Genomic DNA, 14,258 nt, shown 5'->3' on the forward strand with positions numbered 1-14,258 from the left:
AACGGAACGAGTTAATTATCAAAACGGAATCTCCAAGTCAACCGAATGGCGATAATCTCCCGAGAATTTCTGATTTCCTTGATAAGCATAGCTTAAAGCGAATCTAGGGCCTTTAAAGCCAAATCCGGCCGTTAAAAGCTCTCGTTCATCGTCGGTATCGTTGGAATAACCGATGCGGGTAATTAGAAAGCGGTTCACGTAAGTCTCAAGGCCGGCGCCGAAAACAGACTCTGAGGTCGCATCCACGCGGAACCTCATGGCTTCTTTATAGATATAGTTAAAGCCTCCACCCACCGAAGTTTTTTGGCGGATATTTTCTGGAGCGTCTTTGTTTTCACCAAACACATTGTAAACAACCAAACCCCAACCAATATAAGACTTCGGAGTGTACATGATACCGATGTCGGCGTTGGGTTGACGGTATGATGAGTCCGGAAGTTTTTGTTCGATGTAATGGCCAGTAATTCCAAAAGCCCATTTGTCGACGATGAATTCCGCCAGCGACAACATGATATCACTTTGTTTCAGTTCTCCTTGTGCAACGTCAGTCGTTCTTTGCACGTAACCTAAAGTTGCTGGGAACATGCTCTCTTCAGTATTGTCACTTAACGTGATTGCAAATTCGTCTTCGGCACCCGAAGCAAAGAAGTAATGTCCTCTAAGATGCACTTGGGATGCGGGATTCAAGAAGGTGGAGTCGCCTGCTTCTACCGTCGCACGTCCAGTTCCTCCCGTTGCTGCAGAAATTGATGAATTATAAACTTGGGCTGCGGCCAGGTTCGCGATAAGCTGGACAAGCAAGAAAACAGAAAGTTTTTTTAAGCTCAAAGGATGGGGCAACATGATTTTTCACCTCGCAAGCATCGTGAGTGCGTTCGTTTTAGCATTCACATCCTATCAATCGGTCCAGGCTGCCGCCAACACATTTACTGCAAAACCTGTTCGTCTTGGCGACAACTTACTTTCAATTCTTCGTCAAAATGGATTTTCTGAAAAAGAGCGCGAGCAAGTTCTTGCTTCACACAAAGGACTACGCCACCTCTTTCTGACTTTAGATACGAAATACTTAGTGCGCCGTACAGCGGGAGAAACAGAACTGCGCATGTTTGATTCCCAGACGTCGGAGGCCTTTCGTATTCTAAAATCCGGCAAGAAGGTGACGGCCCTCCCCTACAATCCAGAATATAAAACTTCTTTAATTCGTATTGATGGTCGGGTCTACGGCTCGCTGTTGGGAAGTATTCTTGCGAAAATCAATTCCAATTGGGTCGCAACGCGCTTTATGGATGCCTATGTTTTCGATATGGAAAGTTCGCGTGACGTCGCTCGCGGTGCGCGCTTTTGGTTCACGGTCGAAAAGAAGTTCGAAGCTGGACAGTTTGTAAAATACGGAGAAGTTCTGCAGACTTCGCTAGAGATTGACGGCTCTCCAGTTCAAAAAAGGTTTGTTCGTTATAAAGATGGAGGCGTGTTCTTTAATGCCCAGGATCTTTTGGAAGATCGCCCCTTTTATGCCCCCGTTGAGTACATTAAAGTCGCAAGCCGCTTTAAACCCAATCGCCTGCACCCAATCACAAAACGTCTGCAACCTCACTTAGGAATTGATTTTGAACTTCCGGTAGGTGAACCAATCTTTGCGCCACGCAAAGGTATCGTGGTTCGCTATGGTCACAATCGCGCAGCAGGAAATTTTATTATTCTTCTGCACTCGAATGGCATGGAGACAGCTTACAATCATCTTCACCGCATTGATAAACGCATTCGTCGTGGTTTGTCTGTGAAAGCAGGAGAGCGCATTGGTGAGGTCGGTTGCACGGGATATTGCACTCGTGCGCATTTGCATTTCGCGGTAAAGAAAAAGGGTCGAATGGTCGACCCTGTGAAATACATTAAACCTTTTCCGCCCCAAATGGAGCAGTTGTTAGAAGCACGCGTTGCTAGCAACTAGTCACGCGTACACACAGTTACGTAGTGCATGCACTTACTGCTGGGAATAGCACCACTGTATGTGCCGTTTGTTCTGAAGCACTCTTTTGTCGTATCGTACTCAACTTCCGCAAAACCTTTAGCCGCCATGTTTTCTTCTTTATAGCAAGACGTGGCTCCCTTAGGAACTACACAACGGTAAGAGACATTCACATCCCATTGATCCGCACGAAGATGACGGCGCATGACTGCTAATTCTTGTCGAATTGAGCTATTAGAAAGATCTGCGAATGTATGCTCTGGGCAATAAGAAGCACGGTCTTCCTTGCGAACCACGCGATAGGCACGGTTGCAATTCCAGTTTTTAGCGCCAACACCGGAACCTGAAAGATCTGTTTCCAAAACCGAAGCTAGTACGCGGTTGGGATTTCCCGAATGAACACCCGCAGCTGAAGAGCCTGGCACGAATGCCAATGAATAACCCTTACCGTAAGCCGATTTTACTGGATAAGCATCTGTCGCTGCACGCACTTTATAAATTTCAGCATTATCAGCCATGTAAGTTAAAGCCAACACACCCGAAGACATGAAGATATTGCGATACTCCTCTGCCAATTCCTCACTCGTGTTGAAATTTAAAGACGCTTCGATGACACGAGATTCTGGAGAGAATGGGAAGTAATTCGCCGTCACACCCTTCGTGCCATAAGCATCCATCACTAAACTGTCAGTTAAATTTCCCACTAGAGGAACGATGTCAGTCCACAAAACAACATTGTTCGTGGCTGTGTAAACATCCGTCAGACTATTTTTCACACGGATTGCCATATTCGCTACAGCACCATTATTCGCTGGAGAATCGGCCAAGTATTCTTTGTACTGATTTTCAGTTAAAGTCGGTTCCGGATAAACTGGCTTGAAGTTTTGATCGGCGTAGGTAAAGAACTCATCTTTAATTTTAATGCCGCCGGAAGTAAACGCACCGACCTTGAGGGAAGAAAAAGCCGTATTATTGCGTAAACTCGTATCAGCACAGGAGTTATAGGTGATTGTGTCGATCGTCGATTCGAAAGCAAAAGGAATTGCCTGAACCTTCGCCGCTGTGGATTCACCATACTTCGCAGCCAAAGCTGCATCTGACATTCCAGAATCCAGAGTGCTATCTAGATCTGCATCAAAGCCCGCTTTACCGCAGTTTTGAAACGACACTACGAGCACAAACGAGGCAAGAATGCCACCTGCTGCACGCCACGCCGTTTTATTAAAACGTACTTTCATGGATTGCTCCCCCAAATACAAGGCTATCACACAACTTTTCGGCAGATTTACTAAAATTAACAAGGATTCTCACTCTGAAACGGACATTGTTTTAATGAAGCCGGGCCCCGTTAAGACTTGTCTTAAATTGAAACGTTTGAGATCAATGAAGCATGTCTAAAATTAAAAAAGCCATTATACCTGCTGCCGGACTTGGAACACGTTTTCTTCCCGCAACAAAAACAGTTCCCAAAGAGATGCTCACTATCGTAGACGCTCCTATTATTTTATATGTCGTCGAAGAGGCTGTGCAGGCAGGCATTGAAGACATCGTACTGATCGCGGGTCGCTACAAGTATGCGATCGAGGATTTCTTCGACACATCTTATGAACTTGAAGACAAACTTCACAAAGATGGTAAAGAAAAACTTCTTGAGCGTGTGATTAAAATCCGCGACAAGGCAAACATTATCAGCATTCGTCAAAAGCATGCACTGGGTTTAGGTCACGCGGTTCACTGCGGCTTACCCATTATCGGCAAAGAACCTTTTGCCGTCTTACTGGGTGATGAAATCACAATGGGATTCCACGGACAGCCCAACGTAACTTCGCAGCTTGTAAAATCTTTTGAAGACACTGGCACATCGACGATCTCAGTCATGAAAGTTTCGGACAAAGATGTTTCTAAGTACGGCATCGCCGAAGTTGAAGATACGAATAAAGGTTATTTCCACGTCACTTCTTTGATGGAAAAACCCAAGCCAACGGAAACGAAAAGCCGCTGGGCTTTGCCGGGTCGCTATGTTTTTGATAATCACATCATGGATATTCTTCACAATGCGAAGCCTTCATTAAATGGCGAAATTCAGCTGACCGACAGCATGAAAGTTCTTTGCAATGACAAAGGCCTAAATGCCATGACATTCACAGCAGAACGCTACGACGCAGGTGATAAGCTGGGCTATCTTCAGGCAAATATTGAGCTTGCCTTACAAAACCCGGAGCTTGGGCCTGAGATGAAGCACTATATTTTGCAACTCGCGCAAAAATTGAATTAGGATCAAGACATGAAGAAGTTCATCCTTTTATTGTCCGTTGTAGTTTCAGCTCAAGCTTGGGCGTACATCCCCCCTACCCGCACTATTTTGCAAAAAACTGTGGAAAACGCAGGGTCAGGCATTTACGCCATCGAGCAAGAAGTTCAATTCTCAAATGGTGATGATACTTTGTCCGTTAAAGAAACCTGGCTGATTGATAGCGACCGTACGATGCGCCTAACGGTGACTGGTGGAAAAGACCTTCAGAACAGCTTCCGACTTCAGTTCCTTTATAATGGCGGTCAAAAATGGAGCATGACAGGCAATAATCGCAAAAGCGAAAAAGCCCCGGATGATTTTCTTGAAAAGTATTTAAATTTCCGCAACGCCGAGATTTTCGCAAACACTTTGGCGCATTTCAAAATCATTCCGACAACGGCTTACAACAAAAAGGCCTTGCCTCGCACTGGTGCAGAGATCAAATACGAGCCCGAAACTTGGGTTCGCTACTCTCGCACCGGCGGTGTCGTGAACTATGCTTTGGGAATTCCTACTCCCGTAGAAAAAGAAATCAACTATCCAGGTTTGTGGATCGAGCAGGACCAGTTCGTGGTTCGTAAGCTGCGCCTACCTAGTCAGGTTGAGATGAGTGCGGATAACTATAATCAATTTGCAAAAAATCTATCTTATCCTCGTTCTCGCACCATCCGCTGGGGCAACAACACTGTAACAATTCGTTTGATCAGCGCTTCGGCTCGCCCACAAACGGCGGTCAGCCTTTTTCAACCTTCCTCATTAGATTCAAACCTGAAGTGGGACGGCATTAGCGGTCTTCCTGCAAAAGATGTCGTTACGGAGTTCTACACGAGGTTTAGATGAGTGATGTCCAACTGTGGAGAGTGGCCGTCGACGCTCCTCTCCCAGAGGCTTTGACGTACAGCTTTGCACATCCTTTAAAACGCGGCCAGCTAGTAAATGTTCCTCTTGGTCGCCGCAAAGTTAAAGGCCTTGTTCTAGGTCCGACGGATAAAGTTCCTGACTTTGAAATCAAAAGCATAGACTCGATTGACGAAGAGTACTCTCCCCTTCCTGAAGCCTTCATGAAGTGGCTCGAGTGGCTTGCGCAGTACTATATCCATCCCATTGGACAAGTCGCGCAGTCTGCTTTTCCTCCGCTGAAGAAAACCGATAAACAGCGTCAATCAAAGCGACCGCCCGTTATTCCAAAGTTGGAAAGTGATACCAATTTAAACTTAACGGAAGAGCAAAGCGCTTGCTTCGAAAGCATTTCACAACATCATAATTTTTCCACGCACCTTTTATTCGGTGTAACAGGCTCGGGTAAAACAGAAGTCTACTTGCGCTTGCTTGAAAAAGTACTCAGCGAAGGAAAGCGCGGTCTTGTACTGGTACCCGAGATTTCGTTAACGCCACAATTGATTCAACGTTTTGCCCGACGCTTTGGCGATAAGATTGCCGCACTTCACTCTCAACTGACGGATCGTGAACGTACGAATCAATGGTGGGATATTGTTGAAGGCAGAAAATCCATTCTGATTGGCGCTCGGTCGGCCCTGTTCTGTCCGATTGAGGACTTGGGACTTATCATTGTTGACGAAGAGCATGAGCCCAGCTTTAAACAAGATGAAAAATTAAAATACAATGGCCGTGATGCTGCGGTGATGATGGGCAAAATGATGAATTGCCCGGTCGTACTCGGTTCTGCAACACCGAGTCTGGAGACTTGGAAAAACGCAGTGGATGGAAAATACCATCTGCACACTCTCCGTCATCGCGTTGCTAATCGCGCTCTCCCAGAAATCGAAGTCATTGATCTTCGTAAGCAAAAAGACGACAGCGAAGAACAGAAAAAAATCGTCGAAAAGTATTCGCACCTTCCCTTCTGGCTCAGTCCAAAACTTTATGACCGAATGCATGAAGTTTTAGATCGCGGCGATCAAGCTGCTCTTTTCCTCAATCGTCGGGGAATTGCGCAAATGGTGGTCTGCCCGGCTTGTGGTCACACACGGGAATGCCCCAACTGTGATATTTCACTGACATTGCATGCGCATTCTCATTTGATCTGTCACTATTGTGACTATCACGAAAATTTTAAAACCAAATGTCCTGACTGTAAAGAAGGACAACTGGAAGCTATCGGCCTGGGCACCGAACTTGTTGAGACGGATCTAGCTCGTCTATTCCCGGGCAAAACGATCGCTCGCGCGGACCGAGATGAAATTCAAAGCCGCGCGGACCTGGAAGATTTAGTTCAAAAAATGGAAAGTGGCGAGATCGACATTTTAGTCGGAACGCAAATGATCGCCAAAGGCTTAGACTTCCCAAAGCTGAAACTCGTGGGACTTGTCTTAGCTGATGTGGGATTTAATCTTCCCGATTTTCGTGCGACCGAAAGAAGTTTTCAGTTGATTACACAAATGAGTGGTCGCGCTGGTCGCCACGTTCAGGAGGGCGAAGCTCCGGGAATGGTCATCATTCAAACATTCAATGCAGAACACGACAGCATCACTTTCGCCCGAAATCACGACTTTGAGGGCTTCGCCAAACATGAACTCGAAATTCGTGGCCAGCTTAGCTATCCACCTGTTGGACGTTTGGTGAGTTTCAGAATTCAAGGGACGCACTTAGGAAAAGTCGAAGACACAGCCGGACTTTTAGCGAGACGAGCGCATGCTTTGAAAGCTCAGTTTCCTCAGTACAACTCCATTGAGATTTTAGGCCCTGCAGAAGCTCCACTTTCGAAGTTAAGAGGACAGTTCCGATTTCATCTCCTCATAAAGACGACTCAGGTTGCAGCTGCCAATCCCTTTTCAAGACAACTTCTGGGTGATCAAGAGTGGATTCCGTCGGGTATAAAAATTTTGATCGATATCGACCCAATGAGTTTGCTTTAATTCCCTTACTTTCCTAAAATGGGAAGTTAAGGAAACCTTGATTCATGATCCAATGTCCCCGCTGTGGAATACAAGTTACTGAACTTCATCCGGTAGATGCTGACCTCATCACGAAGTTGCAATCTATTGGTGAATCTAATTTACCTCCACAAGTCTGCGCGGGATGTATTTCCGATTTACGCCGCACAGTCGCTTCAAGCAGTGGTGGTGTTCTTATGGCGCAAGAGCGCGCCAAAGAACAACATCGTCTGCAGCTTTGGAAAAGTCGCGTGATGCTAATCAAAAAAGCGCGCCTGTGCATGACTCAAAAGCTTTATTCCGAAGCCGCGATGTCGTATGAAAAGTACTTAAAAATTCTCGACATCGTTTTCGATATTAAAAAAGGTGAACGTCTTAAGCCAGAAGCTTTCAAGGACAGTGCTCGTACGACAGAATTGACCGTAGTGGCCTCTGTGTACTGGGACTTGATGCGTATTTATGATACTCACGAAAAATACGCGGATCGCATGATGAATGCCGCAAAACAACTGGCGATGTTTATTCAATTCACGCCTATTTATCCGGACATTATTCGTAAGGCAGAGTCTTTTCAAAAAACCGCACGCAACCCGCATATCGTGAAACAGTTTTTGAAGATGTCCGACAAAGAACGTCCTCGCTGTTTCATCGCGACTGCCGCCTTCGAAAACTCTCAGGCACCCGAGGTGATGAGCTTACGCGCTTTCCGTGACTTCACTCTTCGTCGGTCAGCATGGGGGCGTAAATTTATTGCCATTTACTATAAGTTTTCGCCTCACATTGCTTGCTTACTCGATAAGCAACCACGCATGAAACCCGCAGTCAGAGCTCTTCTCCGTCTTTTGATTAAATGCGTTAGCTAAGTTTCTCACGCTTTGATGCTTGCAAAGCAGCTACGTTTTAAGGGAATGTATTTGCATGGCTCATATCTACGACTATGCAATTATTGGTAGCGGTTTAACTGGTCTCAGTATCGCAGCGGCTCTTAGCCGTGAAACTAAAAACATCGCCCTTATCGAAGGCGCCGATGTTCCGTTCGGAGTGAACAAGAAAGTCAACTTTCCTACAGGCCCCATGAACAATGGCCTTCGTTTTGTTCCTGATTCTGTGCTTTCCGAAAAAGCTTTGCGCTTTTTAGAAAATCTTCTGAATACAAAAGTTGTCGACACAGTTTCTGAAGAAGCTCCTATCACCTATGAATCTGGTGGCTTCAAAACTTTCTTGGGTTTTGGTGACACTCCACCAGCGTTCTATGAAGAACTTGCTTACTTCACTTCTAGCAAGCGCTTGGATTTGGCGATGGAGCCCTACGAGTGGACCCAAGCTTTGTTTGAAAAATTCCAAGGCGAGTTCATGCAACGCTCTTACGTGACTAAGTTTCACCAAGAAGGTGAGAAAGTAACTCACGTAACTATCAATGGCTCTAAAACATTGCATGCTCACAACTTTATTTTTGCGGGCACTGTGAAAGATTTAGCGATTCTTCTTCCTGATGACGCTATTTCTATCCGCGCACGTTCAAAGCTTTCTAAAAATACTTACTGGACGGCTTTGTGCTTAGATATCTGCCACGCGAAACCGGTGACAGACTCGACAGCTATGCACATCTTGAATGGAACGACTCAAGACGAAATCGGTCCTTGTGCGGGGCGCTTCCTTCCGGCAGTGGAAACTGAAAATGGTCCTCTTCAAACTTCTCAATGGATGACTTTCATTGAGCAAGAAGTAACTGAAGATTCAGAGGTCGTTGGCATGGCTTTGAAAAAAATCAAACGCCAAATCAAACGCGCTTACCCTGAAGCTTTGGACAACTTGAAACTGGAAAGAATTTTTGTTGCTCCAATCATCGCTGGCAACGGCGATATTAAATTGAGCGCGAATATGACAATTCCAGAACTTGAAAATCTTTGGATTGCTTCATCAACTGTGAATGAACAAAAGAACCTTGTAGGCTCTTTGCTACAAGCTGAAATGATCATTGCGTCTTTAGGATTTAAAGTCGAAGCTTCAGAAGAAGCTCCAGGGGCGGAAGCTACAATCTAAAAATAAAAAGGGTGCGCCAAGCACCCTTTTTTCTTTCTCTGTCTTCTTCTAAATTGCCAATGATTTTCGCTGCCACGCTAGCAGCACCAGTTCCTCGGATATTTTCTTGCACTTTTACTTAAAAATTAAATCTCTTCTAATGGAAGTGAAAAAGAGAACGTAGTTCCTTCGCCGAAGTTGCTAGTGACAGAGATCTGTCCACCCATAATCTCTACCAAGTTCTTTGAGATCATTAGGCCTAAGCCTGTGCCGCCATATTGGCGCGCGATGGAAGGATCTTCCTGATAAAAACTGCGGAAAAGTTTTTTAATATTTTCGCGCTTAATGCCACGACCCGTATCAATGATGTGCCACGAATAAGTGTTCGCAATAGAATCTTTTTTCACTTCAATGCGCACTTTGCCTTTTTCTGTAAACTTCACTGCATTTCCGACCAGATTCATCAACACTTGGCGCAGACGATGCGAATCGCCTTTAGCTCGTGCCGGAATACCCTCATCCATGTGCAGCTCTAGCGAAAGACCTTTTTCCTGACATTTGATCGAAAACATTTTTTGAATGTCATTGTGAAGCTCTTTAATATCAAACGGATGACTGTCCACCTGAAGAAGTCCATTTTCGATCTTTGAAACATCCAAAATGTCATTCACAAGATGCAGTAGAGAATCAGAACAACGATGAATGGTGTTCACGTACTCTTGCTGTTCTTCATCGAGTTTTGTATCACGAAGGATATCTGAAAATCCCATGATACTATTTAGAGGCGTACGAATTTCATGACTGACATTGCTTAAGAAGCTGGATTTCACCGAAGCCAGGCGCAAAGCCTCTTCCCGCGCATGCATCATTTGTACTTTAGAGCTAGCCACTTCCCGCAGCTCGACACGGTGGCGTTGAATTCCTAAAATAAGTACGAAGTTTTCAAAGATAACCCAAGCGGTGTGTTCAACCCATCGCCACTCAACATCCGCATTAACTCCATAAATGGACATCGGAATGAAAAAACCGCGCAGAAGGTGGTCAATAATAACGATCGAGGCCCCCACCCATAGAACGGAAATATCCATATAAAATGCCAACGCTGCTAACGAGACGAAGATATGGAAATGCGATTCGATTCTGCCACCGGTAAGATAGATGATCAGGGTCGAAAACAGCATCTGCCCAAGAGCCACCAGACAGCGAGTGACTTTTTCGCCCGGGAACATCCATGCCGCATAAATGGGAGGAATCGCAAAAAGGGCCCCAAAAATAAGGCCGATCAAGGCGTTTTCTTTGGAGCCGCTCATCTGCCCCAACCAAGTCGATGGAGTAACAAAAGCCCCCAGCAACACGCAGCCAACCCATTGAAATAACATAAGATATGCAAAACCGCGATCTACCCGAACGCAGATGTCATTGGCCTGATTTTTAAAGATCTTCTCCACCTCATGATGGAGTCTTGGGTCGTCCTGTACTGTCATTCCCTCTCGCTTACGTTCATAAATATTGGGATTGGTTAGACTATTTATCGGAGTCAATCCGTCGCGTCTAAACATTTCTTAATACGCGAGGTTTCTAATGTAATCCTGATGTATCAAAGGGGGAGTCCACGAAAGACTACTTGCGTGCTATGCCACCCTGTGATATCCCCAAACTCCAAACAATAAGCACTCGTAGGCACTAACTGGTCCCCCAAGTACTGAAAAAGGGGGTCTTCCGGCGAATCAAAAAAAGCTGGCTCTACCTGCGGGGACGATTAACCAGAAAGGAAGTACTACCATGGCACAAGTGACCATGAAAGAAATGTTAGACGCTGGCGTCCACTTCGGACATCAAACTCAGCGTTGGAACCCAAAAATGAAACCTTATGTTTACACAGCTCGCGGAGGCATTCATATCATTGACCTTCAAAAGACTGTTGTACGCGCTAACAAAGCTGCTGATTTCGTAAAAGAAGTTGCTGCTAACGGTGGTCGTTTGATCTTCGTTGGAACGAAAAAGCAAGCTATTGAGCCTATCCAAGAAGCGGCTCAAAAATGCGGTCAGTACTACGTAACTAAGCGTTGGTTGGGTGGTATGATGACGAATTTCGAAACGATCAAATCTTCTATCGATCGTCTTCGCAAAATCGACACAATGAAAGAAAAAGGCGAATTCAACTACTTGACTAAGAAAGAGCGCGCGAAGCTTGAAAAAGAATACCTTCGTTTGACTGAGTTCTTGTCTGGTATCCGTGAAATGAAGGAAATGCCATCTGCTATGTTCGTAGTAGACCTTCCTAAAGAACACATTGCTGTTGCTGAAGCTAAACGCTTGGGCATCCCAGTTGTTGCTATCGCTGATACAAACTCTGATCCAGAGTCTGTTGAATACGCGATCCCAGGTAACGACGATGCGATCCGTTCTATCAAATTGTTCGCAAACCTAGTTGCTGAAGCTTACCTTGAAGGTGCTAAAACTTGGGAACAAAAACTTCGCACAATGACAGACAAACAATCTGACGTTGCTAAAGAAGCTTCTGAAGGTAAAGAAGAAGCTCCTAAGCGTCGTGGCGCAGGCCCTCGTGGTGGCGCGAAAGATGCTCCTAAAAAATCAGCAGGTCCTGCAGTTGTTAAAGCAACTAAAGGTCGTAAACTTGTTGCTGCTGGTACAGCAGAAGAAGTTGAAATCCAAGCTGAGCTTGAGAACAAAGAAGACGATTCAGCGGAGTAATTCCTCTGTAATTGAAATGAAAAAGGTGGCCTAGCCACCTTTTTCATAAGTAGCCGCCCTCGCTTTTCCGCAACGGCGGTTTCTTCGTGTCTGATCGAATTCGTTTTTAAAATCTATTGTAAGGAGACTTCCTAATGTCTATTTCCGCTACTCTTGTTAAAGAGCTAAGAGAAAAAACAAACGCAGGTATGATGGATTGCAAAAAGGCGCTTGAGGCGACTTCTGGCGATTTCAATGCTGCTGTTGAATGGTTGCGCGTAAAAGGTCTTGGCGCTGCTGCAAAGAAAGCTGACCGTATTGCTGCTGAAGGTACAGTATTCGCGCAAGTTGTTGGTAACACGGGCGTGGTTGTTGAAATCAACTCTGAAACTGACTTCGTTGCACGTAACGATGGCTTCAAAGCTCTAGTTGCTGACGTTGCTGAACACTTGGTTAAAACGACGGCTACTGGCGACGTTTTGGAACAAGCATTCACTAAAGATCCTTCTAAAAAAATGGCAGACCTTTTCACTGAAGCTACTGCTACTATCGGTGAAAAAATCGTTCTTCGCCGTTCAGAGAAGTACACTGCTTCTGCTAACACTTTGGTTCACACTTATATCCACGGTGAAGGTAAAATCGGCGTATTGATCGAAGTTGCTGCTTCTAAACCAGAAGCTGTAGCGAACCCAGCTTTGAAAACTTTCGCTCAAGACGTTTCATTGCACATTGCTGCTATGAACCCAATGGCTATTTCTTCAGATCAAATCCCTGCGGATGTTGTTTCTAAAGAAAAAGAAATTTTGACTGCTAAAAACCTTGAATCAGGAAAAAAACCAGAAATGATCGAAAAGATCGTTGAAGGTCAAATCCGTAAATTCTTGGCTGAAAACTGCTTGATGGACCAAGCTTTCGTTAAAAATCCGGACATGAAAGTGTCTGATTTGGCGAAAACTGTTGGTAAAGAGATCGGCGCTGACGTTACAATCAAACGTTTCGTACGTTATGAATTGGGTGCTGGTATCGAGAAGAAGTCTAATGACTTCGCAGCTGAAGTTGCAGCTCAAATGAAAGGACACTAATTTGAAAGAGCCTGTCTATAAACGCATTTTGCTAAAGTTAAGTGGTGAAGCTCTTGCGGGCAAGCAAGGGACTGGTATCAATACAGCGACGATTAAACAAATCGCGCAAGACGTAGCAGAGGCTTATAAAGCAGGCGTTCAAATGGGTATCGTCATCGGTGGCGGTAACATCTATCGTGGTGTTGCCGCTTCTGCTGAAGGCATGGATCGCGCAAGTGCTGACTACATGGGTATGCTTGCGACTTGTATCAATGCTTTGGCCCTTCAAGACGCTCTTGAAAAAGAAGGCGTCCCTACTCGCGTACAAACGGCTATTGAAATGGCTGAAATCGCAGAACCTTATATCCGTCGCAGAGCCATCCGCCATTTAGAAAAAGATCGTATTGTGATTTTCGGTGCAGGAACAGGAAATCCATTCTTCACGACAGACACGGCCGCTTCTCTTCGCGCCATGGAGATCAATGCACAGGTCATCATGAAAGCGACAAAGGTCGACGGAATCTACGATAAAGATCCTGCAAAACATACGGATGCAAAAAAATTCGATAAGATCAGCTACATTGACGTTCTAAACCGCGGCTTGCAGGTGATGGACTCTACAGCGATCAGCATGTGTATGGACAACAAACTTCCAATCATCACTTTCGACCTTACTCAGCCAGGAAACATCCTTAAAGCTGTTCAGGGCGAAAATATCGGCACATTGGTTCACTAGAACCACGATAGAGCAAAAAAGGAGACAACATGTCAGTCGCAGATGTAAAAAAGAATGCTCAAGCAAAAATGGAAAAGACTTTGGCGGCTTTAGGCGAAGAGCTTAAAAAAATCCGTACGGGTCGTGCTCAAGTATCTATGCTTGATAATATCCGCGTAAACTACTACGGCACTCCATCTCCTCTTTCTCAAGTGGCATCTATCTCTACTCCGGATGCAAAGTCATTCCTGATCGCTCCTTGGGAAGTTTCAATTCTTAAAGATATCGAACAAGCTATCATCAAGTCTGAATTGGGCATGGCCCCAATGAACGACGGTAAAGTGATCCGCTTGAAAGTTCCAGATTTGACCGAAGAGCGTCGTAAAGACCTCGCAAAACAAGTTAAGAAAATCGCTGAAGAAGCACGCGTGGCTGTTCGTATGGCTCGTCGTGATGCCAATGACGAAGTTAAAAAACTTCAAAAAGACAAAGCTATCAGCGAAGACGAAGGCAAAAAAGCCGAAGCAGACGTTCAAAAAGTGACTGACGATTTCATCAAAAAAGTAGACCAAGTTGCTGATGAAAAAGAAAAGTCCATTTTGACTATCTAATT

The 14,258-nt window shown here is 45.1% G+C and carries 13 protein-coding genes; 10 read left to right on the plus strand and 3 right to left on the minus strand.

Annotated elements, in window-relative coordinates; all coding sequences use genetic code 11:
- Positions 1–18 precede the first annotated feature (18 nt).
- The gene (locus ACLWBD_RS17040) at positions 19–843 is read right to left on the minus strand and encodes a hypothetical protein (RefSeq protein WP_063205547.1); all 825 of its coding nucleotides are present in this window, start codon (positions 841–843) and stop codon (positions 19–21) included.
- On the opposite strand from ACLWBD_RS17040, the gene ACLWBD_RS17045 reads away from it, so the two are divergent.
- Positions 842–1,948 carry a M23 family metallopeptidase gene (locus ACLWBD_RS17045; protein WP_063205548.1) on the plus strand — a complete coding sequence of 369 codons (1,107 nt, stop codon included), beginning with the start codon at positions 842–844 and terminating at the stop codon, positions 1,946–1,948. The two genes, ACLWBD_RS17040 and ACLWBD_RS17045, sit on opposite strands and share 2 nt — an antisense overlap.
- On the opposite strand, the gene ACLWBD_RS17050 is transcribed toward ACLWBD_RS17045, so the two are convergent.
- Positions 1,945–3,204: a hypothetical protein gene (locus ACLWBD_RS17050; RefSeq protein ID WP_253696517.1), complete on the minus strand. Its 1,260-nt coding sequence runs from the start codon at positions 3,202–3,204 to the stop codon at positions 1,945–1,947. The genes ACLWBD_RS17045 and ACLWBD_RS17050 overlap by 4 nt on opposite strands.
- A gap of 152 nt (positions 3,205–3,356) precedes the next feature.
- Here ACLWBD_RS17050 and ACLWBD_RS17055 point away from each other — a divergent pair, with 152 nt between their 5' ends.
- Genes ACLWBD_RS17055 through ACLWBD_RS17075 form a run of 5 tightly spaced genes read left to right on the plus strand, consistent with a single transcriptional unit; the run spans position 3,357 to position 9,196 of the window.
- Complete coding sequence (locus ACLWBD_RS17055) at positions 3,357–4,241, plus strand: UTP--glucose-1-phosphate uridylyltransferase (RefSeq protein ID WP_063205550.1); 885 nt, start codon at positions 3,357–3,359, stop codon at positions 4,239–4,241.
- Between the two features lie 9 nt (positions 4,242–4,250).
- Positions 4,251–5,099: a hypothetical protein gene (locus tag ACLWBD_RS17060; protein WP_413569080.1), complete on the plus strand. Its 849-nt coding sequence runs from the start codon at positions 4,251–4,253 to the stop codon at positions 5,097–5,099.
- Entirely contained in the window at positions 5,096–7,135 is a 2,040-nt protein-coding gene (priA, locus tag ACLWBD_RS17065; RefSeq protein WP_413569081.1) for a primosomal protein N', read from the plus strand. Before ACLWBD_RS17060 ends, priA begins: the two co-directional genes overlap by 4 nt.
- A 44-nt stretch (positions 7,136–7,179) precedes the next feature.
- Positions 7,180–8,016: a CFI-box-CTERM domain-containing protein gene (locus ACLWBD_RS17070; RefSeq protein ID WP_413569082.1), complete on the plus strand. Its 837-nt coding sequence runs from the start codon at positions 7,180–7,182 to the stop codon at positions 8,014–8,016.
- A gap of 55 nt (positions 8,017–8,071) precedes the next feature.
- Positions 8,072–9,196 carry an NAD(P)-binding protein gene (locus ACLWBD_RS17075; protein ID WP_063205555.1) on the plus strand — a complete coding sequence of 375 codons (1,125 nt, stop codon included), beginning with the start codon at positions 8,072–8,074 and terminating at the stop codon, positions 9,194–9,196.
- A gap of 125 nt (positions 9,197–9,321) precedes the next feature.
- Here ACLWBD_RS17075 and ACLWBD_RS17080 read toward each other — a convergent pair whose 3' ends face one another.
- Entirely contained in the window at positions 9,322–10,659 is a 1,338-nt protein-coding gene (locus ACLWBD_RS17080) for a sensor histidine kinase (protein ID WP_253696520.1), read from the minus strand.
- 298 nt (positions 10,660–10,957) lie between these two features.
- Here ACLWBD_RS17080 and rpsB point away from each other — a divergent pair, with 298 nt between their 5' ends.
- The 4 genes from rpsB to frr all read left to right on the plus strand — a co-directional run bounded on the left by rpsB (position 10,958) and on the right by frr (position 14,256).
- Positions 10,958–11,890: a 30S ribosomal protein S2 gene (gene rpsB / locus ACLWBD_RS17085; protein ID WP_063205557.1), complete on the plus strand. Its 933-nt coding sequence runs from the start codon at positions 10,958–10,960 to the stop codon at positions 11,888–11,890.
- A 134-nt stretch (positions 11,891–12,024) separates the two neighbouring features.
- Positions 12,025–12,951, plus strand: a complete 927-nt coding sequence (gene tsf, locus ACLWBD_RS17090; RefSeq protein WP_063205559.1) for a translation elongation factor Ts — start codon at positions 12,025–12,027, stop codon at positions 12,949–12,951.
- A 1-nt stretch (position 12,952) separates the two neighbouring features.
- Complete coding sequence (gene pyrH / locus ACLWBD_RS17095) at positions 12,953–13,666, plus strand: UMP kinase (protein ID WP_063205561.1); 714 nt, start codon at positions 12,953–12,955, stop codon at positions 13,664–13,666.
- Between the two features lie 29 nt (positions 13,667–13,695).
- Positions 13,696–14,256 (plus strand): ribosome recycling factor, encoded by a 561-nt coding sequence (gene frr / locus ACLWBD_RS17100; protein WP_063205563.1) that lies wholly within the window; start codon positions 13,696–13,698, stop codon positions 14,254–14,256.
- Positions 14,257–14,258 lie beyond the last annotated feature (2 nt).

It is taken from the genome of Bdellovibrio sp. HCB117 (assembly GCF_047305915.1).
GTDB classification, from domain to species: Bacteria; Bdellovibrionota; Bdellovibrionia; order Bdellovibrionales; family Bdellovibrionaceae; genus Bdellovibrio; species Bdellovibrio bacteriovorus_B.

What these genes read in the sequence shown, in the direction of transcription:
- ACLWBD_RS17050 (WP_253696517.1), bottom strand. Translation starts at nt 3,204, where the DNA reads ATGAAAGTACGTTTTAATAAAACGGCGTGGCGTGCAGCAGGTGGCATT.
- ACLWBD_RS17040 (WP_063205547.1), bottom strand. Translation starts at nt 843, where the DNA reads ATGTTGCCCCATCCTTTGAGCTTAAAAAAACTTTCTGTTTTCTTGCTT.
- priA (WP_413569081.1), top strand. Translation starts at nt 5,096, where the DNA reads ATGAGTGATGTCCAACTGTGGAGAGTGGCCGTCGACGCTCCTCTCCCA.
- ACLWBD_RS17080 (WP_253696520.1), bottom strand. Translation starts at nt 10,659, where the DNA reads ATGACAGTACAGGACGACCCAAGACTCCATCATGAGGTGGAGAAGATC.
- ACLWBD_RS17055 (WP_063205550.1), top strand. Translation starts at nt 3,357, where the DNA reads ATGTCTAAAATTAAAAAAGCCATTATACCTGCTGCCGGACTTGGAACA.
- ACLWBD_RS17060 (WP_413569080.1), top strand. Translation starts at nt 4,251, where the DNA reads ATGAAGAAGTTCATCCTTTTATTGTCCGTTGTAGTTTCAGCTCAAGCT.
- rpsB (WP_063205557.1), top strand. Translation starts at nt 10,958, where the DNA reads ATGGCACAAGTGACCATGAAAGAAATGTTAGACGCTGGCGTCCACTTC.
- frr (WP_063205563.1), top strand. Translation starts at nt 13,696, where the DNA reads ATGTCAGTCGCAGATGTAAAAAAGAATGCTCAAGCAAAAATGGAAAAG.
- ACLWBD_RS17075 (WP_063205555.1), top strand. Translation starts at nt 8,072, where the DNA reads ATGGCTCATATCTACGACTATGCAATTATTGGTAGCGGTTTAACTGGT.
- tsf (WP_063205559.1), top strand. Translation starts at nt 12,025, where the DNA reads ATGTCTATTTCCGCTACTCTTGTTAAAGAGCTAAGAGAAAAAACAAAC.
- ACLWBD_RS17045 (WP_063205548.1), top strand. Translation starts at nt 842, where the DNA reads ATGATTTTTCACCTCGCAAGCATCGTGAGTGCGTTCGTTTTAGCATTC.
- ACLWBD_RS17070 (WP_413569082.1), top strand. Translation starts at nt 7,180, where the DNA reads ATGATCCAATGTCCCCGCTGTGGAATACAAGTTACTGAACTTCATCCG.